The organism is Pseudomonas gebzensis (assembly GCF_034427815.1).
Taxonomy (GTDB): domain Bacteria; phylum Pseudomonadota; class Gammaproteobacteria; order Pseudomonadales; family Pseudomonadaceae; genus Aquipseudomonas.
In genome coordinates, this window is sequence record NZ_JAXQNS010000003.1 from 147,013 (window position 1) to 167,968 (window position 20,956).

Annotated in this window: 22 protein-coding genes; 12 read left to right on the forward strand and 10 right to left on the reverse strand. The window is 65.5% G+C overall.

Annotated features, from left to right (window positions below):
• Window positions 1-45: 45 nt before the first annotated feature.
• The 4 genes from SJI00_RS07695 to SJI00_RS07710 form a co-directional block, all read right to left on the reverse strand.
• Window positions 46-1,431 carry a sensor histidine kinase gene (locus SJI00_RS07695; RefSeq protein ID WP_322461134.1) on the reverse strand — a complete coding sequence of 462 codons (1,386 nt, stop codon included), beginning with the start codon at window positions 1,429-1,431 and terminating at the stop codon, window positions 46-48.
• Complete coding sequence (locus SJI00_RS07700; RefSeq protein ID WP_312935133.1) at window positions 1,409-2,089, reverse strand: response regulator transcription factor; 681 nt, start codon at window positions 2,087-2,089, stop codon at window positions 1,409-1,411. Before SJI00_RS07700 ends, SJI00_RS07695 begins: the two co-directional genes overlap by 23 nt.
• Before the next feature lie 163 nt (window positions 2,090-2,252).
• On the reverse strand, window positions 2,253-3,272 hold the full coding sequence (locus SJI00_RS07705) for a branched-chain amino acid aminotransferase (protein ID WP_322461135.1): 1,020 nt from the start codon (window positions 3,270-3,272) through the stop codon (window positions 2,253-2,255).
• A 121-nt stretch (window positions 3,273-3,393) separates the two neighbouring features.
• Window positions 3,394-4,017, reverse strand: coding sequence for a nucleotidyltransferase family protein (locus tag SJI00_RS07710; RefSeq protein ID WP_322461136.1), 624 nt, complete (start codon window positions 4,015-4,017; stop codon window positions 3,394-3,396).
• 78 nt (window positions 4,018-4,095) lie between these two features.
• Between SJI00_RS07710 and SJI00_RS07715 the strand changes: the two genes are divergently transcribed.
• The 6 genes from SJI00_RS07715 to SJI00_RS07740 all read left to right on the forward strand — a co-directional run bounded on the left by SJI00_RS07715 (window position 4,096) and on the right by SJI00_RS07740 (window position 9,184).
• On the forward strand, window positions 4,096-4,614 hold the full coding sequence (locus SJI00_RS07715) for a (2Fe-2S)-binding protein (RefSeq protein WP_322461137.1): 519 nt from the start codon (window positions 4,096-4,098) through the stop codon (window positions 4,612-4,614).
• On the forward strand, window positions 4,611-5,606 hold the full coding sequence (locus SJI00_RS07720) for an FAD binding domain-containing protein (RefSeq protein ID WP_322461138.1): 996 nt from the start codon (window positions 4,611-4,613) through the stop codon (window positions 5,604-5,606). Before SJI00_RS07715 ends, SJI00_RS07720 begins: the two co-directional genes overlap by 4 nt.
• Entirely contained in the window at window positions 5,603-7,804 is a 2,202-nt protein-coding gene (locus SJI00_RS07725) for a xanthine dehydrogenase family protein molybdopterin-binding subunit (protein WP_322461139.1), read from the forward strand. Before SJI00_RS07720 ends, SJI00_RS07725 begins: the two co-directional genes overlap by 4 nt.
• Window positions 7,805-7,988: 184 nt before the next feature.
• Window positions 7,989-8,306, forward strand: a complete 318-nt coding sequence (locus tag SJI00_RS07730; RefSeq protein ID WP_322461140.1) for a hypothetical protein — start codon at window positions 7,989-7,991, stop codon at window positions 8,304-8,306.
• Window positions 8,307-8,345: 39 nt separating this feature from the next.
• Complete coding sequence (locus SJI00_RS07735; protein WP_322461141.1) at window positions 8,346-8,558, forward strand: hypothetical protein; 213 nt, start codon at window positions 8,346-8,348, stop codon at window positions 8,556-8,558.
• A gap of 128 nt (window positions 8,559-8,686) precedes the next feature.
• Window positions 8,687-9,184, forward strand: coding sequence for a methylated-DNA--[protein]-cysteine S-methyltransferase (locus SJI00_RS07740; protein WP_322461142.1), 498 nt, complete (start codon window positions 8,687-8,689; stop codon window positions 9,182-9,184).
• A 277-nt stretch (window positions 9,185-9,461) separates the two neighbouring features.
• Here the strand turns inward: SJI00_RS07740 and SJI00_RS07745 are convergent, their stop codons facing one another.
• Both SJI00_RS07745 and SJI00_RS07750 read right to left on the reverse strand, forming a co-directional pair.
• Window positions 9,462-10,079, reverse strand: a complete 618-nt coding sequence (locus SJI00_RS07745) for a LysE family translocator (protein ID WP_322461143.1) — start codon at window positions 10,077-10,079, stop codon at window positions 9,462-9,464.
• A 343-nt stretch (window positions 10,080-10,422) separates the two neighbouring features.
• A complete protein-coding gene (locus SJI00_RS07750) occupies window positions 10,423-11,235 on the reverse strand; it encodes an AraC family transcriptional regulator (RefSeq protein ID WP_322461144.1) in 813 nt (270 codons plus the stop codon).
• A gap of 134 nt (window positions 11,236-11,369) precedes the next feature.
• Here SJI00_RS07750 and SJI00_RS07755 point away from each other — a divergent pair, with 134 nt between their 5' ends.
• Window positions 11,370-11,993 carry a LysE family translocator gene (locus tag SJI00_RS07755; protein WP_322461145.1) on the forward strand — a complete coding sequence of 208 codons (624 nt, stop codon included), beginning with the start codon at window positions 11,370-11,372 and terminating at the stop codon, window positions 11,991-11,993.
• An 18-nt stretch (window positions 11,994-12,011) separates the two neighbouring features.
• Here SJI00_RS07755 and SJI00_RS07760 read toward each other — a convergent pair whose 3' ends face one another.
• Window positions 12,012-14,564 carry an autotransporter family protein gene (locus SJI00_RS07760; RefSeq protein ID WP_322461146.1) on the reverse strand — a complete coding sequence of 851 codons (2,553 nt, stop codon included), beginning with the start codon at window positions 14,562-14,564 and terminating at the stop codon, window positions 12,012-12,014.
• Window positions 14,565-14,662: 98 nt separating this feature from the next.
• Window positions 14,663-14,938 carry a peptidylprolyl isomerase gene (locus SJI00_RS07765; protein ID WP_312936271.1) on the reverse strand — a complete coding sequence of 92 codons (276 nt, stop codon included), beginning with the start codon at window positions 14,936-14,938 and terminating at the stop codon, window positions 14,663-14,665.
• Window positions 14,939-15,266: 328 nt separating this feature from the next.
• Between SJI00_RS07765 and SJI00_RS07770 the strand changes: the two genes are divergently transcribed.
• A complete protein-coding gene (locus SJI00_RS07770) occupies window positions 15,267-16,067 on the forward strand; it encodes a substrate-binding periplasmic protein (RefSeq protein ID WP_322461147.1) in 801 nt (266 codons plus the stop codon).
• A 3-nt stretch (window positions 16,068-16,070) separates the two neighbouring features.
• On the opposite strand, the gene SJI00_RS07775 is transcribed toward SJI00_RS07770, so the two are convergent.
• On the reverse strand, window positions 16,071-16,970 hold the full coding sequence (locus SJI00_RS07775; protein ID WP_322461148.1) for an AraC family transcriptional regulator: 900 nt from the start codon (window positions 16,968-16,970) through the stop codon (window positions 16,071-16,073).
• A 196-nt stretch (window positions 16,971-17,166) separates the two neighbouring features.
• On the opposite strand from SJI00_RS07775, the gene SJI00_RS07780 reads away from it, so the two are divergent.
• On the forward strand, window positions 17,167-18,219 hold the full coding sequence (locus SJI00_RS07780; RefSeq protein WP_322461149.1) for an NAD(P)-dependent alcohol dehydrogenase: 1,053 nt from the start codon (window positions 17,167-17,169) through the stop codon (window positions 18,217-18,219).
• Window positions 18,220-18,283: 64 nt separating this feature from the next.
• Here the strand turns inward: SJI00_RS07780 and SJI00_RS07785 are convergent, their stop codons facing one another.
• Window positions 18,284-18,601 carry a DUF2388 domain-containing protein gene (locus SJI00_RS07785; protein ID WP_322461150.1) on the reverse strand — a complete coding sequence of 106 codons (318 nt, stop codon included), beginning with the start codon at window positions 18,599-18,601 and terminating at the stop codon, window positions 18,284-18,286.
• A 146-nt stretch (window positions 18,602-18,747) separates the two neighbouring features.
• Between SJI00_RS07785 and SJI00_RS07790 the strand changes: the two genes are divergently transcribed.
• From SJI00_RS07790 to SJI00_RS07800, 3 genes are all read left to right on the forward strand, one after another.
• Window positions 18,748-19,629, forward strand: a complete 882-nt coding sequence (locus tag SJI00_RS07790; protein ID WP_322461151.1) for a LysR substrate-binding domain-containing protein — start codon at window positions 18,748-18,750, stop codon at window positions 19,627-19,629.
• A 94-nt stretch (window positions 19,630-19,723) separates the two neighbouring features.
• A complete protein-coding gene (locus SJI00_RS07795; RefSeq protein WP_322461152.1) occupies window positions 19,724-20,206 on the forward strand; it encodes a hypothetical protein in 483 nt (160 codons plus the stop codon).
• 43 nt (window positions 20,207-20,249) lie between these two features.
• Window positions 20,250-20,918 carry an ABC transporter ATP-binding protein gene (locus SJI00_RS07800; RefSeq protein ID WP_322461153.1) on the forward strand — a complete coding sequence of 223 codons (669 nt, stop codon included), beginning with the start codon at window positions 20,250-20,252 and terminating at the stop codon, window positions 20,916-20,918.
• Window positions 20,919-20,956: the final 38 nt, after the last annotated feature.

The window sequence follows — 20,956 nt, forward strand, 5'->3', positions numbered from 1 at the left end:
CCTTGCGGCGGGCGGACCTCTACCGTTTGCCCTTGGGCAGCATCTTCAGGCGCTCTGGCGCGGGCACTTGAGCACCAACCGCGCGCCGCCCAGCTCACTGTCGTCGACCTCCAGGCTGAACCCGTGCAAATCGACGATGGCCGCCACGATCGACAACCCCAAGCCGAATCCGGCATGCCGATGGCCTTCCTCGCTGCGGTAGAAACGCTTGAGCACGGCCTGGCGCTCATCCCTTGGAATGCCGGGCCCGCTGTCTTCCACAGCCACCCGCAGTGCGTGCTCATCGGCGGTCGCGACGATGCGCACCTGGCCGCCTTCGGGGGTGAACTTGATGGCGTTGCCCACTAGGTTGGCCAGGGCCTCGAACAGCAGTTCCCGGTCGCCATTGAGCGGCGGCAGGTGCGCAGGCTGTTGCAGGTTCAGGCGAATGGCGCCGTCTTCGGCCAGGGGCAGGTAGAAGTCGTGCAGTTCCAGCAGCAGGCTGTGCGGGTCGAGTTCGACGAAGCCTGCGCGGCGGCGGCGGTCTTCCAGCTCACTGATGCGCAGCAGCCCACGAAAGCGCGCCATCAGCGTGTCGGTTTCTCCGATGGCCTGGTCCAGCGCCTCGGCCAGCGGGTCTTGTTCCGGGCTTTGCTGGCGGATGCGGTAAAGCTGGGCACGCAGGCGCGTCAAGGGCGTGCGCAGGTCGTGGGCAATGTTGTCGCACACGCCTTTGACTTCGTGCATCAGCCGCTCGATGCGATCGAGCATGGCGTTGACGATGGCGGCGAGCATGTCCAGCTCGTCGCGACGCGTGGACAGCGGCAAGCGGTGGGTGAGGTCTCCGGCCACGATCAGCTCGGCGCTGGCCTGCACCGCGCGGATGCGCTTGAGGGGGCGTCGGCGCAGCCAGTACCAACCGGCAAACCCCGGGATCAAGGTCAGGGAAATCCCCCACAGCAAAGCATCGAGAATGATCCGCGTGACCACGAACAGCGAACCGTTGTCGCGCAGCAGCACCAGCCAGCGGCCGTCGTTGATGTGGATGGCCACAGCGTCGCAGCTGTCTTGCGGCAGGTGCGGCGTGCCGACCTCCAGGCACTGCTTGAGCTCGTGCATGTTGCCGTCGAGCTCGAGCCCTGGCGGGAAGGCGCGGATACGCCCACCCAGCGGGTTGAGCTGGGCATCGAACAGCCCATAGGCATCGAAGGCGCGCTGCTCGAAGGCCTGGCTGGCGACCAGGGCGTCGTCCAGTTGCTTGCCGCTCATGTGCGCGAACAGGTGCTGACGCTGCAGCATCGAGTGGCGGGTCAGTTTGTTCAGGTAGTTCGAGACCTCGAAATACAGCACTCCCATGAGGATGCTGCTCCAGGCCACGAACAGAAAACTGTACAGCGCCAGCAAGCGGCTGGTGGACGAACTCCAGCCCTTAGACGGGTTCGGCAATGGCATAGCCCGAACCCCGTACCGTGCGGATCAGCGGCGTCTGGCCGGGGCAATCGATCTTCTTGCGCAGGCGACCGATGTGCACATCGATCAGGTTGGTGCCCGGGTCGAAGTGATAGCCCCAGACTTCCTCGAAGATCATCATGCGGGTGATGACCTGGCCGGCGTGGCGCATGAGGAATTCCAGCAGCTTGTACTCGGTGGGCAGCAGGTTGAGCGTCTGCTGGCCGCGGCGTGCCTCGTGGCTGATCAAGTCCAGCTCAAGGTCGCAGACCTGCAAGCGGGTCTGGGTCACCGGCACGCTGTTGCGCCGCAGCAGCACTTCGACGCGCGCGGCCATTTCGTCCGAGGCGAAGGGTTTGGTCAGGTAGTCGTCACCGCCGGCGCGCAGGCCGCGCACGCGTTCATCGACGTCCGACAGTGCGCTGATCATCAGAATGGGCGTGGTGATCTTCAGGCTGCGCAGGGTGGTGACGATGGTCAGGCCGTCGACCTCGGGCAGCATGCGGTCGAGGGTAATCAGGTCATAGCCGCCGCCGATGGCCTTGGACAGCCCTTCGCGACCATTGTCGGCCCAGTCCACTTCGAGGCCGTGGCTGGACAGCTCGGCGACGATTTCCTGGGCGGTGACGGCGTCATCTTCGATGGTCAGTACGCGGGGCATGCTTAGTCCTGGGCGGCGGGTTGAGCGGGAATTGTGCCAAAGAATAGTCGTTGGGCGATTTAAGAAAAATTCATCTGGCCAAACGCAACGCGGGGTGCGACCGGCGGTGTCAGCCTGATGGACCGATCACCGCAGGTGCACCCCGCGCACTGACGCAAGCGGATCAGGCGACTTTGACGATCCAGCCAGCCGGCGCCTCGACGTCACCGCTCTGAATGCCGGTGAGTTCGTTGTACAGCTTCTGCGTGACCGGGCCGACCTTCTCCAGATCGTGGAAAACGTGCAGCTCGCCGTTGTACTCGATACCGCCAATGGGAGTAATGACCGCAGCGGTGCCGCAGGCACCGGCTTCGATGAAACGGTCCAGGGCGTTGATCTCGACGTCGCCTTCAATGACCGTCAGGCCCAGGCGCGAGGCCGCCAACTCCATCAGCGACAGGCGGGTGATACCCGGCAGCACAGACGGTGACTTCGGCGTGACGAATTCGTTGTTGGCGGTAATGCCGAAGAAGTTGGCCGAGCCGACTTCCTCGATCTTGCTGTGGGTCAGCGGGTCGAGGTAGATGGCGTCGGCGAAGTTGGCCTTCTTGGCTTGCGCGCCGGGCTGCAGGCTGGCGGCGTAGTTGCCACCGACCTTGGCCGCGCCGGTGCCTTGTGGGGCGGCACGGTCGAAGCTGGAAATCTGGAAGTTGTGCGGCTTCATGCCGCCCTTGAAGTACGAGCCGACCGGGATGGCGAACACCGAGAAGATGAACTCCGGCGCGGTGCGCACGCCGATGTTGTCACCGGTGCCGATCACGAACGGGCGCAGGTACAGCGCGCCTTTGCCGTGCGGTGGGATGAATTTTTCGTTGGCCTTGACCACTTGTTTGCAGGCGTCGATGAATACCTCGGCCGATACCTGCGGCATCAGCAGGCGGGCGCAGCTGCGGGCCATGCGCGCGGCGTTCTGTTCAGGACGGAACAGGTTGATCGAGCCATCCTTGCAACGGTAGGCCTTCAAGCCCTCGAAGCATTGCTGGCCATAGTGCAGGGCCGTGGAGCCTTCACTGATGTGCAGCACGTTGTCGTCGGTCAGGGTGCCGTTGTCCCACTCGCCGTTGCGCCACACGGACAGGTAGCGCTTGTCGGTCTTGATGTAGTCGAAGCCCAGCTTGTCCCAATTAATGCTTTCGTTGCTCATGACACCCTCGATTGTCTTGTCCGTGCAGATGATGCGCACACGCCACCATAATACAAACCGTGTGGGTTCGGAAACGCTGCCACGGCAAATGCCGCAGGCGACCGTTGGCCGGCGGTCGAGCTCAACGGCCGAGCAGGTCGGCCGGGGTGTCGACGTCTCGCCAGACGCCTGGATCCTCGACCTCGATCACCCGCAACGCCGGAGGGTGGGCAAGCAGCACCACGCGGCCGCCCTGGTCGCCCTGCAGCTGGGCCAGCTCGGGCCAGAATGCCTGCCCGAACAGCACCGGATGTCCGCGTCGGCCCTGGCACTCGGGCACCACGATGTGCTGCGCCGTCGCCGCTTCACGCAGGCGGGCGAGTGTGCCTTCGGCCAGCCAGGGCATGTCGCCCAGCAGCACCGCCGCCACTTCGCAAGGGCTGTCTGCCAGCGCAGCGATACCGGCAGCGAGGCTCGCCCCCATGCCACTCTCGGCCTGCTGGGCCCGCACCACCTTGACCGCGGGCGGCACACCCAGCGCCTGGGCATCGTCATGCCCGGCGATGACCACCCACACCTGATCGAACTGGGCCTGCACCCGGGCCAGCGTCGCGGCCAGCAACGTCTGGCCATCGGCCATTGGCGCCACGCGCTTGTCACTGCCGAAGCGGCGCCCGCGGCCGGCGGCCAGCACCAGCGCCGCACAGGGCGCGGGCGCTGTGGCTGCAACCTCTGAGCTGGAAGGTTTCAGTTGCTTTGAACGCATGAGGATCACACCCGGTCGGACCTGAATAAGCAGCTGCGCTGCGCATAACGACAGTATTCCGACCGTGAGGCTTCAGAAATGAGCGATTCCGAGTGCATTCCGGCCAGCCAGCCGCTGGCGCTGACCATCAACGGCCAGCAGCACACGCTGCAAGTGCCGCCCTGGCTGACCCTGCTTGACCTGCTGCGCGAGCAGCTCGACCTGACCGGCTCCAAGAAAGGCTGCGACCACGGCCAATGCGGCGCCTGCACCGTGCTGCGCAACGGCCAGCGCGTCAACGCCTGCCTGACCTTGGCGATCATGTGCGACGGCGACAGCATCACCACCATCGAGGGCCTGGACGAAGACGGCCGCCTGCACGCGGTGCAAGACGCTTTCATCCGCCACGACGCATTTCAATGTGGTTACTGCACGCCCGGGCAGATCTGTTCGGCCGTGGCCCTGGCCAGTGAAGGCAAGGCCCTGAGCCGCGACGAGATCAAAGAGGGCATGAGCGGCAACCTGTGCCGCTGCGGCGCCTACGGCAATATCATCGCGGCCGTGGAAGAGGTGCTGCCTGCCTTGATCGGCAGCGATCAGGGAGGGGCACGCCCATGATGCCTTTTGCCTATAGCAAACCCGCCGACATCGAGGCTGCCGTGCGCCTTGCCGGCCCGGATGCTCGCTTCATCGCCGGCGGCACCAACCTGCTCGACCTGATGAAAGAGAACGTTGCACAACCGCGCCGCCTGATCGATATCACCGGCCTGCCGCTGCGCGAGGTGAGTGAAACGGCTGCCGGTGGTCTGTTGGTCGGCGCCTTGGTGGGCAATGCCGAACTGGCCCGCCACCCGCGCATCGAGGCCGATTATCCGCTGTTGTCCCAGGCCATTCTGGCCGGTGCTTCGCCGCAGCTGCGCAACATGGCCAGCAGTGGCGGCAACCTGCTGCAACGCACCCGTTGCCCGTATTTCTACGACACCGGCACCCCGTGCAACAAACGCGAACCCGGCAGCGGCTGTTCGGCGCGCACCGGCCTGAACCGCAACCACGCGATCTTTGGCGCCAGCGAGCACTGTGTGGCCACGCACCCTTCGGACATGTGTGTGGCGCTGGCCGCGCTGGCCGCGACCGTGCATGTCCAGGGCCGGCAGGGCACGCGGCAGATTGCCTTCGCTGACTTTCATCGCCTGCCCGGCAATGAGCCTGAGCGCGACAACTGCCTGAGCGATGACGAACTCATCACCGGCATTGAATTGCCCGCACCGCGTTTTGCCGAGCATGTGCATTATCTGAAAGTGCGCGATCGTGCGTCCTACGCCTTTGCCTTGGTGTCAGTGGCCGCCGCACTGACACTGGACGGCGATCGCATCGGCGAGCTGCGCCTGGCCCTCGGCGGGGTCGCCCACAAGCCGTGGCGCCAGCCAGACCTGGAAGCCCGCTTCCAAGGCCAGCCTGCCACCGCCGATACCTATGCCGAGATCGCCCGCGTCATGATGAGCGGTGCCCAACCCTTGGCGCACAACGCCTTCAAGGTCACCCTCGCGCACAATGCCATCATCCGCGCATTGGGCACCGCCCAGCAGCGTCAGTCAGGAGCCACCTCATGAGCGCGCAACCCGTCAGCGGACAACCGCTGGACCGCACCGACGGCCCGGCCAAGGTCACCGGCCAGGCTCGCTACGCCGGTGAGTACCCCGATGAAGGCCTGCTTTACGGCAGCGTGGTGAGCGGCAACGTCGCCCACGGCCGCATCCGCCATATCGACTGCAGCGCAGCCCTTGAGCTGCCCGGCGTCATCGAGGTGCTGCACCACCTCAATCGCCCGCCCATGGCCGGTGACGACGATGCCTACCAGGATCAGGACGCCGCTGACGGCCACCCGTTCCGGCCCTTGTTCAACGACCGCGTGTTGTACAGCGGCCAACCCCTGGCGCTGGTGATTGCCGAAAGCCTGGAGCTGGCGCGCTATGCCGGTAGCCTGGTGCAGATCGACATCGACCCCGAGCCGCACCAGACCGACCTGCGCGACGCCTTGGCCGATGCCTACGACTCGCCGTCCGAGCTGCCCGAGCCCCGTGGCGATTTCGCCAAGGCTTATGCGAGCGCGGCGTTCACGATGGATTCGGCCTACAGCACGCCCAACGAGCACCACAACCCGATGGAGCCGCATGCCTCGACGGTGATCTACCAGGACGACGGCAGCCTGTTGGTCCACGACAAGACCCAAGGCACGCAGAACAGCCAGGCCTTCGTGCAAGAGATCTTCAAGCTGGACAAAGAGCAGGTGCGCGTTTGCGCGGCCTATGTCGGCGGTGCGTTCGGTTCCGGGCTGCGCCCGCAGTATCAGTTGGTGTTGGCCGTGATGGGCGCGCTGAAGCTCAAGCGCTCGGTGCGCGTCACCCTGACCCGGCAGCAGATGTTCACCTTCGGCTACCGTCCGCGCACCTTGCAGCGTTTGCAACTGGGCGCGGACGGTGAGGGCCGCTTGCTCGCCATCCGTCATGAGGCCACCGGACAGACCTCACGTTTCGAGGCTTTCAGTGAAAACGTGGTGCAGTGGAGCGGCATGCTGTACCGCTGCGATAACGTCGCCATGGCCTACCAACTGGTGCCTCTGGACGTCTACACGCCGCTGGACATGCGTGCGCCGGGCGCCGCCCTGGGCCTGATCGGGCTGGAATGCGCCATGGACGAACTGGCCGAGCAGGTGGGCATCGATCCGGTTGCGCTGCGCCGCGTCAACTTCACCGACACCAATGGCAACGAAGGCAAGCCGTATTCGAGCAAGGCGCTGATGGACTGCTATGAGCAGGGCGCCCGGCGTTTTGGCTGGGAGCAGCGCAACCCGGCCCCGCGTAGTCAGCAGGATGGCCATGAACTGATTGGTTGGGGCATGGCGGGCGGTGTGTGGGAGTCGATGCAGATGAAAGCCAGTGCCAAGGCGCGGCTCGATGCCCAAGGTAGATTGTGGGTCAGCAGTGCCACCACCGATATCGGCACCGGCACCTACACCGTGATGACCCAGATCGCGGCCGATGCCGCCGCCATGGCCATGGACGACGTCACCTTCCAGCTCGGCGACAGCTCACTGCCAACGGCGCCGCTCCAGGGCGGCTCGTTCACCGTGTCGTCGGTGGGTTCGGCGGTCCGCCAGGCGTGTCAGCTGTTGCGCGGCAAGCTGGTGGAACTGGCCAAGTCGCGTTTCCCGGCGCTGGCCGGCATGGCGGCAGAAGACTTCCAGGTGCGCGAGGGGCAACTGCACGTGGGCGAACAGCGCTTCGCGCTCAGCGACCTGCTGCAAGGTGCCGAGGACACCGCGCTCGAGGTGCAGATCACCGCTGAGCCAGGCTCCAAGCGCCAGGGCTTTGCCTGCGCGACCCACTCGGCGGTATTCGTCGAGGTGCGTGTGGATGAAGCGCTGGGCACCGTGCGCGTCAGCCGCGTGGTCAGTGCGATCGCGGCAGGGCGAGTGATCAACCCGAAAACCGCGCGCAGCCAGATTTTGGGCGGCGTGGTGTGGGGCGTGGGCATGGCGTTGCACGAGCAGGCCGAGATCGACCACGGCCTGGGCCGCTGCATGAACCATAACCTGGCCGAGTACCACATCCCGGTGAATGCCGACATGGGTGAGGTGGAGGTCGTGTTCGTCGACGAGCCGGACGATATCGTCAACGAGCTGGGCTCCAAGGGTGTCGGGGAGATTGGGGTGGTGGGTGTCGCCGCAGCGATCGCCAACGCCGTGTATCACGCCACCGGCCGGCGTATCAGGGACTTCCCGTTGACCGTGGACAAGGTGCTCGGCTGAACGCAAGGGCCAGCGTCGCCGTTCAACGCGGCGATGCCGGCCCACTGGGCACGCCCCCTCTGCCTCAGACACCGCGCAGGGTTCGACGCACGCGGCTTTGTTTGCATCCATCCGATCACCTCCGGATAATCGCCCGCTTTACCCGGAGCCATTCCCCATGCCCACCCGAAGCCTGGTTGCCGAAATGTTCATGGCGCTGCCAACGCAGGTGTGGATCTTGCCGATGGCGGGGCTAATCGCCTATTTCGGGCTGCGCATTGCCGGGCGCTGCGGGCAACCGGGTTCGGCCGTGCAGGCGTTGACCTACGTGCTGCTGCTGGCTTTGGCCATCGTGCCGAACGGGCTTTATGCGCTGCTGCCGTCGATGGTCGACAGCGGCGAGCTTCAGGCTCGTGGCCTGGTACTGCCAAACTACCTTGGGCGGTTCTATCTCGATGCGTTCTATACGTTCGCCGGTTGGGCCTCGGCCTGGGTGGTGCGCAGTAAATTCGGCCGCGATTGACTGGGCCTCGACGTTTAGCGGAACAAGGAACGTACTCGGATGATCCAGTGGAGTGGCTCATTCAATCGGGCCGCCGAGCGGTTCGGCCAGCGCTTCAGCCATCGACCAGTGCGGTTGCTCGCGCTGGCCGTGGCCGTTTTGTACTTCATGCTGCTGGACAAAGTGCCCAGCTATGTCTCTGCAGCGCTAATGGGGTTCTGGGTGACGGTGCTGGTGAGGTCTTTCATCTGTGGGGGGCAACGGCGTTCATGAGGGACTGACCGTTGGTCTGCAGCAGGGCGGTCTGCCGTGTGCTGGGTGCAGTCTGATGGGGTAAGCCTTGGGCCAGATCCGCCCGTGCAGCTGCGTGCGGGCGATCAATCATTCAATCGGAGTCGGTTATGTCCTGCGTCTATACCTTGATGGATTCCCCTGTGGGCGTGCTCACCTTGGTGGCTCGTGATCAGCACCTGGCCGCGGTGCTGTGGGAGAACGAGCGGGAAAACCGCGTGCGTCTGGGCGAGCTGCAACGGGATGACCAGCACCCGGTGTTGCAGGAAACCGCGCGCCAGTTGGGCGACTACTTTGCCGGCAGCCGACAGACGTTCGACCTGCCGCTGGCCTTCACCGGTACCGATTTCCAGCGCGACGTCTGGGCCGCATTGCTGACTATCCCCTTTGGCGAAACGCGCAGTTACGGCGACATCGCCCGGCAGATTGGCAAGCCCCAGGCCGTGCGCGCGGTGGGCGCCGCCAACGGGCGTAACCCGATCTCGATCATCGCGCCGTGTCATCGCGTCATTGGCGCGTGCGGTCGCTTGACCGGTTTTGCCGGTGGCCTGCCGGCCAAGCAGTTGCTGTTGAAGCTTGAAGGTGGGCAGGCGGCGCAGCTGTTCTAGGGCCTGTATGAAAATGCTTGAGGCGCCGCTCAGGCAAGGCCGATGGCGGCCCCGCAAAAACAGCTGAGCAACGGCCGGGGTCGCGCTCGAGCGTACTGCGGTAGGTGGGCATGTCGACCGGGCTGGCGTCCCAGCCTGTTCCAACGCAGCATCACCCGGTATCAAGGCTTTTCGTACGGGGCCCAGGACCATCCCCTTTGGTTTCGCCTTGCCACGCTTGGCGCAAGAGGTGGCAGACGCGGCCTGAAGCCGTCCGCAGCGTCGCTGCAACCGCCGATCATCCCATCGCCAAGTGCACCAGCACCCCCAGCGCCAGCAGGATCAGCATCGCCCCCGATCCTCGTTGCAACGCGGGCAACGCGCGGGCGAAGCGTTGCATGATGTGCCGATGGCCGATGAGCCCTGCCACCAGCAGGTCCCATAGCAGCACGATGCTGAACATCCACGCCGAATACGCCAGCTTCCAGCCCAGACTGGCGGCGCTGACCGTGCTCGCCAAGCTGGCATAGAACAGCGCGTTCTTCGGATTGAGAATCGCGCAGACGAACCCCGCCAGCAGGTTGTTCAGCCAACCCCGGCGCCGCGCCCCGTCGGCCTCTGGTGCAAGGAACGGCTGCTCGCCAGCGTGCCGCAGAAACAGCACACCGACGTACAGCAAATAGGCGCAACCGGCCAGTTGCAGGGCAATGAACAGCAGGCTGCCTTCGCGCAGCAGCGCCAGCCCGGCAAACGCCAGGGTGATGAACACGCCGTTGGCCAGCGCGATCCCCAGGCAGGCGCCGCTGGCGACCTTCCAGCCGCTGGTGGCTGCGTTGCGCACCACCAGAAAGAAATCCGGTCCGGGCGACAGCAGTGCGAGGAAATGAGCGAGGGCGATGAGCAGAAACTGTTCCATTGGGGCGGACTCGTGAATGGAGGAGGCCGCAGGGTGGCGTGGCGTGCAGGGCGGTGTATTGAACAATAGTGCGATTGCAGCGGTGTCGGAGATCAGCGGGCGGTAGGCGCACAGGCGAAGAGCGCGCATTTTTGTGGGCGCCGAGTGTCGTTCAGTTGACCCCTGGAAACGGGTGACTTTAGTGGGGCCGCTGCGCGGTCCCTCGTGGCTGACGTCGCGCCTCCATGAACCGTGTGAACATCAGGTCCCACACGCACCCGTCGGACCGTCAGCGGCAAGGGTCGGCGCCGCCGCTGCAGCGATGGCGCCAGTCCTCAATCCGACGAGGCACAGTACTCACTTCTCATCCCCGACGGCGATACGCCCCCGGCGTGGTCCCTGCGTGGGCTTTGAACACCCGCTGAAAGTGGCTCTGGTCGGCAAAGCCCAAGCGATACGCCACCTCGGCCAGCTCAGTGCCTTGGCGCAGCAGCTCACGCGCGCGGTTCACCCGTGCGTTCAGCAGCCAGGCATGTGGGGTCAGGCCAGTGGCGCGGTGAAAGGCGCGAATCAGCGCATACCGGCCGAGCCCGGCCCAACCGGCCATGGCGTGCAGGCTCAGGCGGGCCAGTTGTTCGTCTGCCAGCGCGCTCAGGCGGGCGACCAGCGCCAATGCGGCGTGGTCTTCGGCCGGGGCCATGGCCAGCGGGGCGAAGGCATGTTCGTCAAAGGTGCCGATGAAGTTCACCAGAGCGGTTTCCTTCTCCAGCGCGCAGGCCCTGGAAAACAGCAGCGCGGTCAGTTGGCAGAACTGCCGGTACAGCGGCTCATCGTGGCTGACGCACGCCGCCGTGCCCGGTGTTTGCTGCGCGACGCCAGACTCCTCGCGCAGGCGCTGCAGCCAGTCGGCATCCACGTGCAGCATTTGGTAGCTCCAGGCCCCGCCTGGCTCGGGGTTGCAGGCATGCACCCGTTGCGCTGGCACCAGCACCAGCGTCCCCGGCGTCAGCCGCTGAGTGCCGGGCGCCGCGCCGCGAAAATGGCTGACGCCGGCATCGACCGCGCCAATCGAGAAGGTGGGATGGCTGTGCGCCTTGTAGCAGGCGCGACTGTCGCAGGCGCGACGCGCTTCGACAAAGGGCAGGGCAGGGTCGTGCCAGTGTTGACGGTCGGGCATCGGTAGCAGCACCTGGGATGGGAGGCGAGGGGAGTCTACCCGCTGCGCACTGTGCCGGTCATTTCTCGTGTCACTGTATCTAACGCGATCAAGGGACGCCGCCGAGACTGTTCAGGCACCTGAGGAGACGAAACATGGACCTGTCCATCCTGCTACTGTTCCTGCCCGCCTGCTTCGCCCTGAACATGGCCCCCGGCCCCAACAACTTGCTGTCGCTGCACAACGCCAGCCGCTACGGTTTGCGCCGCGCGTGCCTCGCCGGGGGCGGCCGGCTGCTTGCCTTCAGCGGCATGATCGCCTTGGCGGCCATGGGCCTGGCGGTGGTGCTGCACACCAGTGAGTACCTGTTTCTGCTGATCAAGGTGGCCGGCGCGGGCTACTTGTTCTACATCGCCTGGCAACTGTGGCGCGCACCCGTAGACACCGAGGCCCATGCTGCAGAGCCCGCGCGCGGCGGTTGGCAGTTGGCGCGCCAGGAGTTTTTCGTGGCAGCAGGCAACCCCAAGGCCATCCTGATCTTCACCGCGTTCCTGCCGCAGTTCGTCACAGTCGGCAGCGCTACGCCGGTGGGCGAGCAGTTTCTCTGGCTGGGGTCGCTGTTTCTGCTTCTGGAATGGGTGGCGATCGCCTTGTACGCCGGGCTTGGTGCCTACCTGCAGCGCTGGTTCGAGCAGCCCCGACCGCGACGAATCTTCAATCGCGTCAGTGCGGGGCTGCTGGGGTGTGCAGGCATGGGGCTGCTCGCAGCACGGCGCTAGAGCGGAAAGTCCAGTGCCTCAATAACTCCAGCGCAGCCCCACATTCGCCCCCACCCCACGGTGCTCGCGCCCGTCCAGGTCCTGGCTGTACTGTACCCCGCCGTGGACGCTGAAACGGTCGCTCAACACCGCCACCACGCCGGTCTCCACCTGCATCGAGGTGTGCCGGTAATCGGTCCTGAGCCGATCACGCTGATCGAACACCACGGTGTCGCGCCCACCGTCGCCGTGCCACAGGTTGACCTGCACATAGGGTTGCAGCAGCGCGGCACCGTCCAGCGGCAGGTCGGCTTCCAGGCGGGCGCCAAGGCGGGCGGTGAGTTCGGTCTGTTGCTCGAAGTCGACCCGCGACACCTGATCGCGCGCGCCATCCAGTGCGGTGCGTTGCGCAATGACCTGCGCCTGCGGCTCCAGGCGCCAGTGTGGAGAAAGCGGGATGGGATAGCCTGCCTCGAGCGAGGCTGTCCAGACATCGCCATCGAGGTCCAGACGCCCACCGCGATCAGAGCGGGCGCGGCCGTCGAGGCGGCTGTATTGCACCACGCTATCGAGGTACGCCTGCTGCGGGCTGATCACCGTCCAATACGCCGCGACACTGTCGGCGTCCAGGCGCAGGTCGCCGACTTCACGATTTTTCTGGGCCAGGGCAGAGCCTTTGACGTCACCGTCCAGTCGGCTATGGCCGACATAGAAGCCGACCTGCTGCCGATAGCCGCCATCGGTGGTGAAGGCGAACAGGTCCTGGCCCACGCGCCAGCCGGCGATGTCGCCGTCGAAGCTTGGGTTGACGGTGCCGCTCCATTGCTGGCGGGTGCGCCCACCATACGCCTGGCCCCAGCTGGCTGGCAGTGCGCCGTTGCCGGTCAGCAAACGCTGATCGCCCTGGCGCTGGTGAAAGGTGCCCAGTGCTTGCCGAGCGGTGAGGGCAGCCGCGCGCGGGGCCACGCTATAGACCGGCACTTCCGGGCGATACAGCGGCACGCTGTTGCCAGGTGCGGCGACGGGCAGGTCGGACTGGCCCAGCGCCGGGGCAGCGACCGGCGGTGTCACCGCCGGGGCTTGCACGACGGGAGTCTCAGGGGACGGGGTGACCAATGGCGGCTCGACCGGTGTTTCGATCGGTGGCGTCACCACTGGCGGCTCGACCGGCGTTTCGGTCGGAGGTGTCACCACCGGCGGCTCTGCAGGGGGCGGTGGCACCACCGGTGCGGCCAGCGTCGAGCGCAGGTACCAGCTGTTTTCACTGCCTGCCGTCAGCCCACCCTTGAACAGCCGATAGTCATAGGCCCCGGCCGAGAGCACCTGGGTCTGCACGAAGGCCGTTGCGGAACTGGTGGTTCCCGCACCTGCCTCGACCACCTGAATGCCATTGACCGTAGTCGCTGCGCCCACACCGCCGAGGTTGTTGATCACCAGCAGCGTGCGGCCGTCGATGCTGCCTTGATTGACCACCAGGCGGTCGGACGGCGCGTTGTCGCCGGCCAGCACGCTGGCGAGTTTCAGGGTGCCGTCGCTGCCGACGTAGTTGCCTTGCACCGTCAGGCGGCCCATGCCATCGCTGCTGCTCAGGTCGATCAGCCCGGCGTTGTTCAAGGTGGCTGGCGGGTCGGCGGCGAAGGCGCGAATCACGCCGCTGCGCGAGCGCAACTGGCTGCTGGCGTCGATTGCGACAGTGCCGGTGCTGCTGGCAGCATCGCCCAGCACCCAGGTGTCGTCGAGGGTGAAGCGGCTGTTGTCGGCCAGCTCGACCTGCTCCCAGTTCGGGTACAGGCTGCCCTGGCTGGCGTTGCTCTGCTCGAAGCGCAAGGCGTCCTGGCCGTCGCCGCCATCCACGGTGATGGTCAACTGCTCAGGTCCGAGCTGGCGCAGCAGTGCCCGGTCATCGCCCGGGCCCATCTGCACCAGGCCGCCGATGCTGCCACCGTCCCAGCTGAACTGGTCGTTGCCGGTGCTCATCAGTACGTCGCCACCCAACCTGCCACCGTGGATCAGCACTCGGTCATCGCCGCCGCTGACGCTGATGTTGCCGCCGATGGTGCCGGCGAACAGCTCGACGTAGTCGCGATCGAAACCGGTCACCAGGTTGCGGTCGATGGTGCCGCCGCGCATCAGAAAGGTGTTCTGGTCCAGGCGCATGTTCACGGTGCCGATACGTCCGCCGTCCATCTCGGCGTAGTCGCCGCTGTCGAACGTGCCAACGATCCAGCCATCGCGCATGAAGAAACGGTCAAGCCCGTCGCCTTGGTTGACGCCGCCGGTAATGACCCCGCCTGTCATGCTGAAGGTGTCGATGCCCGCCCCCTGGTTGACCGACCCCTCGATGCGCCCCGAGGCCATGTCCAGCGTATCCTGGCCGGGCCCGAAGAGGACGTTGCCGGCGATCACCCCGGTGCCGCCGGCAGGCAGGGCCAGGCTGTTGTTGCCCTGCACGTCGACCAGCCCTGGCGCGCTCGCGCTGTCGCAGGTATAGGCGTCATCACCCAGTCCTGGGCTGAAGGTGCAGGCGGCCTGCAGGTCGGTGGAGATGAGCGATGCGAGGGTGACACCGGTAGCGACGAAGAAGGCACGCATGGGGCGACTCCAGGACGGGTGGTCGCCTGCGATGGTGCGCGCCTGGTACGAGGGTGACAACTGACAAAAATACCAGGTACGCGGCGCGCTGCAACGAATCAGTCGCGGTAGAACACCTGCACCAGGTGGTAGCCAAACTTGCTCTTGATCGGCCCATGCACCACGCGCAGTGGCTTCTTGAAAATCACCTGGTCGATGGCGCCGACCATCTGCCCCGGGCGGATTTCGCCGAGGTCACCGCCGCGTTTGCCGGACGGGCACGTGGAGTATTTGCGGGCCAGGACATCGAACGCCTCGCCCTTGTCGATACGCTGCTTGAGCTGTTCGGCCTCGGCGGCGGTCTTGACCAGGATGTGGCGGGCTTGGGCTTTCATGGCTGACCTGTGCAGTGTGCGGAAAAAAGGGCGGGCATTATGCCCAATTCCGGCGGCCTTGAGGGCTGGCGTTGCGCAGCGCCACGAGCAGGTGTTCGAGCGCGGTTTGTTGGCGAATCCTTTGCAGTGTCGTGCAGGCTAACCAGGCCGGTGTGGCGGCGCGCGACAGCCGGCGCGGGCGATCAGCGCCATTGGGCTGATCAGGCCCAAGCGGTCGATCAAGCAATTGTGGGAAATCGCTCGCAGAACTGTCCGAAAGCAACGTTCCAGCGAGTCACTCTGTACTAGCATCAATGCCATCTGCAAACCTTTTGCCGGGAAGTCGTCAATGCTCAAGCGCTGCGCGTGCCTGCTTCTCTGCTCGTTGCTCGGTGTTTCGCTCGGCCAGGCACACGAGGACTGCACCCAGCTCACCGTCACTGGCAACCCGGAATACCCGCCCTACCTGTGGCGCGACCCCGACGACCCCAGCCGGCTGATCGGCGCCAATGCTGACCTGATCGACTACGTGGCCACTCAGTTGGGGCTGAGGGTGCAGGTGCGTTACACCGGGCCCTGGCCGCGGGCCCAGGAAGAAGTCCGCCTGGGCCGCGTCGATGGCATGGCCGGCTACTTTCGGACTGAACACCGCGAACAGACCACCGATTTCATCAGCCCGGCCTTTACCACCACCCGCAGCGTGGTCTGGGTGCGCCAGGAGGCGTCGTTCACGTACACCTCCTGGGCTGACCTCAAGGGCCACAAAGGCGGCACGCTGGTGAACAACAGCTATGGCCAGGGCTTTGACGACTACGCCGAGGCCAACCTCGACCTGGAAGCCGTTCCAACGGCCAGTCAGGCCTTCGAAAAGCTGCTGCACAAGCGCACCGACTACCTGATCTACGAGCGTTACCCGGGCGCGGCAATGGCGCAATCACTGGGCATCGACGCTGCATTGCGCGTGCTTGATCCGCCGATTTCCAGTGAAGGCCTGTACCTGGCGCTGTCCAAGGCCTCGCCGTGCAATACCGCGGCGCTGCGCGAGCGCTTGGCGCACTTGATGAAGGCCTTGGTCAGCAGCGACATGGCCGAGCAATGGGTGACGCGCAACCTGGCCCGCTGGAAGCGCCAGCAGCAGCGCAGTCATTGATCCTCACACGGGCAGGCTCTGGTAGGGCTGCTCTTCGCCGGGGCTGCGGGCGAACTGGCGCTTGTACTCGCGGCTGAACTGCGAGGTGCTCTGGTAGCCCACCCGATGCGCGGCCTGCGCCACGCCCACACCTTCACCCAGCAACATCTGCTGCGCCTTGAGCAGGCGCAAGCGCTTGAGGTATTGCATGGGCGCAAGCTCGGTGCAGCGCTTGAAGTGCTCGTGGAAGGTCGACACGCTCATGTTGGCGCGCTCGGCCAGGCTTTCTACGCCGAGCGGTTCGGGGTAGTGCTCACGCAGAAAACTCAACGCCGCGCCGATCCGGGCAAAGTGCCCCTGCTGTTCCATCAGGGCTCGCAGTACGCTGGCCTGTGGGCCACGCAGGGCGGTGTAGAGCACCTCGCGCACGCGCGCCGGGCCTAGCACCTGGGCGTCGAGCGGGTCTTGCAGGCATTCGAGCAAGCGCTCGACGCTGGCGCGCATGGGCGCATCGAGGGCAGCGGAGGTCATCGATTGCGGGGTCTGCGCCTGTACCTCGGCGGCCGCTGGCAGGTGCTGCACCAGTTCGGCCAGCACATTACGGTCGATGTCCACTGCCACGCCCAGCAGGGGCGCCTCGGCAGTGGCGAAGGTCTCGCACATGAACGGCACCGACAGCGCCTGCACCAGGTAATGCCCGGCGCCATATTCGAGGGTGCGCGGGCCCAGGCGCGCCAGTTTGCTGCCCTGGGCAAGGATCATCAGGCTCGGCTCATAGATCTGCGGGCTGCTGGCCACATAATGATCCCAGCTCAGCACCTGCACCTGAGGCAGGTGGGTGGGCACAAAACCTGGGCGCGTGGCCAGGGCGCTGATCAGGGTGCACAGGGTGGCATTGGCGTCGACGTGGCGGGTCAGGTGCATGAAGGGGCTTCAGTAAAGGGGCAGGGTAGAGAATCAGACAATTGCATGATCGCAGATTGAACCTTTTGCGCCAGCACCGTTTGGCGAGGTTCGGAGAATCAGGCATGTCTGCCGGAGAATCTGCGGTGGGCCATCGTGCACAGCCTTGGCAAAATGGCGCTAACTGAATCGTTTAACTTTGCCCGCGAGGTCACGTATGTACACCGCCATCGGTTACGCCGCTCAAACCGCCACCAGCCCCCTGGCGCCCATGCAGTTCCAGCGCCGCAGCCCACGCCCGGACGACGTCGCCCTCGACATCCTGTACTGCGGCGTGTGCCATTCCGACATCCACCAGGCCCGCAACGAGTGGGGCATTGCCGTCTACCCGCTGATGCCTGGCCACGAAATCATCGGCCGCGTCACGGCCGTGGGCAGCGATGTGACTCGCTATCAGGTGGGCGACATGGTCGGCGTTGGCTGCATGGTTGACTCCTGCCGCTCGTGCAAAGCCTGTCAGGCCGACCTGGAGCAGTACTGCGAAGAGGGTCCGACCATGACCTACGCCACGCCGGACCGGGTCGATGGCAGCAATACCATGGGCGGCTACTCCAGCAGCATCGTGGTCAGCGAGCATTTCGTGGTGCGCGTCCCCGAAGGCCTCGACCCGGCCGCTGCGGCGCCGATTCTCTGCGCTGGCATCACCACCTACTCGCCGCTCAAGCACCACGGTGTAGGCCCTGGGCACAAGGTCGGCATCCTCGGCATGGGCGGCCTGGGCCACATGGGCATCAAGCTGGCCAAGGCGCTGGGCGCCGAAGTCACGCTGTTCACCCGCTCGGCGGCCAAGGCTGCTGAGGCCCGCCGTCAAGGTGCCGACCATGTGATCGTGTCCACCGATCAGGCGCAGATGCAGGCCGCTGCCGGTCACTTCGACTTCCTGCTCGACACCATCCCGGTGCAGCACGACCTCAATCCCTACCTGGAAACACTCACCTACGATGGCGTGCACATCCTGGTCGGCCTGGTAGAGCCGATCGACCCACCGATTCATGCTGCCAACCTGATACTCAAGCGCCGTGTGATCGCAGGTTCGCTGATCGGCGGCGTTGCCGAGACCCAGGAAGTGCTCGACTTCTGCGCCGAACACAACGTCAGCTGCGACATCGAGATGCTCGACATCCGCCACATCAACGAAGCGTACGAGCGCATGATCAAGGGCGATGTGAAGTACCGCTTCGTGATCGACATGGCCACCCTCAAGGCCTGATCACGCGGGCATGAAAAAGCCCGGGTCCACTGCGGTGGCCCGGGCTTTTTCGTGCCTGGCTGGCTCAGTTGGCGGCCAGCGGATCATCCTGGGTGAGGATGGCCTGGGCCAGGGCCTCGTCGCTGATCCGCAGGCCAGGGTTGGCCTGGCGCACTTGCTGCAGTGCCGATTCAACGTAGGCGCCGCGGATCTCGCCACCGCTGGCGACGAAGGCCGACAGCTCGTCACGGGCCGGCAGGATGCGCTTGTCATCCTTGAAGGTGGAGTAGAGCGAGGCGGACACGCCGGCAGAGGTGGCGACATCACGACCATCCACGCGGGCGAAGGCTGCGCCCGCAGGCAGCAGAAGCATGAGAGCAGGAATGAGAATTAGCTGACGCATGGCGAAACCTCCGGAAGGAATGGGGTGCCTGAGGGCGCGGCACTCAGCTGTAAGAGGCTCAAGCGGGGAACGAGTTCCACTGGCGTTGCTGCGCCAGCACCGGCGTGGTAGAACCGCACACTGCCATTTGCCTGCTGAATGACTCCATGCCCGCCATCACCAAAGCCAATAGAGCCCTGTTCGACCTCGACCTGTTGCGCGCCATCGTCGTGGTCGCCGACTGCGGCAGCTTCACCACGGCGGCGGCGCGCCTGCACTCCACGCAGTCGACGATCAGCCAGAAAGTGCGCCGGCTCGAAGACATGGTCGGCCACCGCCTGCTGGTGCGCGGCAACCGCGACGTGTTGCCCACCGACGCCGGGCAGACCTTGCTGGGCTATGCACGGCACATGCTCGCGCTCAACGATCAGATGCTCGAAGCCCTGGCTGGCGCGCGGGTAGGCGTCACGGTACGCCTGGGCGTACCGGAAGATTTCGTTGGCGGGCGCACCACCACGGCCCTGGCCGCCTTCAGCCGCGCGCACCCGCAAGTGAAGCTTGAGGTCACCAGCGGTCTGTGTCGCGACATCAGCCAGGCCTACGACAATGGCGAGCTCGACCTGATTCTGCTCAAGCAGCGGCGCAATGCCCGTGAAGGGATTGCGCGCTGGCCTGAACGGTTGCAGTGGATCGACAGCGCCCACGCGCCGACCTTCGACCTCGACCCGGTTCCCCTGGTGACCTTCCCGCCGCGCGGGCTGTACCGCGACGACATGATCCAGGCGTTGGAAGCGATGGGCCGCGCGTGGCGCATCAGTTTCACCAGCTCCAGCCTGAGTGGCCTGCAGGCGGCGGTGGCCGACGGCATGGGCATCAGCTTGCTGCCGCCGCGGGCGGCCAGCGCCGCACACCGCGTGCTTGGCGCGCCACAGGGACTAGCGGAGGTGGACAGCTACGAGATCATCATCGTCCACCGGCCCACGGCCGATGGCACGGTCAGGGCGCTGGCCGAGGTACTGAGTGCGTTGCTGGAGATGCAGCCTGGCTGATCGGCCGGCACCGACAGGTGCGTGCGTTGTCACAGAGAAATCCCCCACACCGGCGCTGGCCTACGGTTCGACCCAGCGCTTGCAAGGAGTATCCATGAACATACCGGTCAAATTTGCCACGTCAGCAATCGCCTTGTGCCTTCTCGCAGCCTGCGGCAAAGAACCCGCCCAATCAGCAGCATCGACGGTGGAGCAAGCCTTCTCCGGCAACTGGCACGTCGCTGCGGTCGCCGTCCCTGACACAGGCGTGCAGGCGCTGGCTGACGACGACCCTCAGGTGATGGGCTGGCGCCTGAGGTTCAACCGGGACCGTCTTGAGGCAGACCCGCGTCAAGGCTTGGTGAACGACACCTGCACCCAACCGACCTTCAAAGCGGTGGCATCAACCAGCGATGCCGATACGTCGGCGCAGCTGCGCAAGCTGGGTGTCGATCAGGCGACAGCGTATAGCGTGGTCTGCAAGTCCGGGTCCTGGGGACCGTCCGATGCCGACACGGCGACGTTCTTCAAAAGCGTGGATGGCACGCTGGCACTGAGGTGGTACGACAACGGCATGTTCAAGCTGGTACGCGACTGATCCGAAGGCTGCCACGCGCCGTTGCCCGACCCCAAGGACGCCCATGCTGCTCATCGAAAACCTGCACAAGCAGTACGTCACTGCCCAAGGCCCGCTGCCGGTGCTGCAGGGCGTCGACCTGCAGCTCGACGCCCACAGCAGCCTGGCGCTGATGGGCGAGTCGGGCAGCGGCAAAAGCACGCTGCTGCACCTGATCGCGGGTCTCGACCGGGCCGACAGCGGGCGCATTCTGATCCACGGTCAGGCCCTGGACGGACGCTCCGAGGCGGGCCTTGCACAGTGGCGACGCGAATCGATTGGCTTGGTCTTTCAACAGTTCAACCTGATCCCTAGCCTGGATGTGGCCAGTAACCTGAGCTTCCAGGCGCGCCTGGCCGAGCGGCATGACCCGCTATGGGCCGCCTACCTGGCCGAGCGCCTGGGGCTGGGCAACTTGCTGGCACGTTACCCCGAGCAGCTCTCGGGCGGTCAGCAGCAGCGCGTGGCGATTGCCCGTGCTTTGGCCGGGCGGCCTTCGTTGCTGCTGGCCGACGAGCCGACGGGCAGCCTTGACGAGGGCAGCAGCGAAGAAGTGTTGGCGCTGATGCTGCAATTGATCGAAGAAGCTGGCAGCAGCGTGCTGATGGTCACCCACAGCGAGCGCCTGGCCGAGCGGCTGCAAGTGCGCCGCCGGTTGCAGGCGGGGCGGGTGATGGCGCAGGTGGCTCGATGACTGGCTGGCGGATGGCGTGTTCTTCGGGTGAGCTCCGG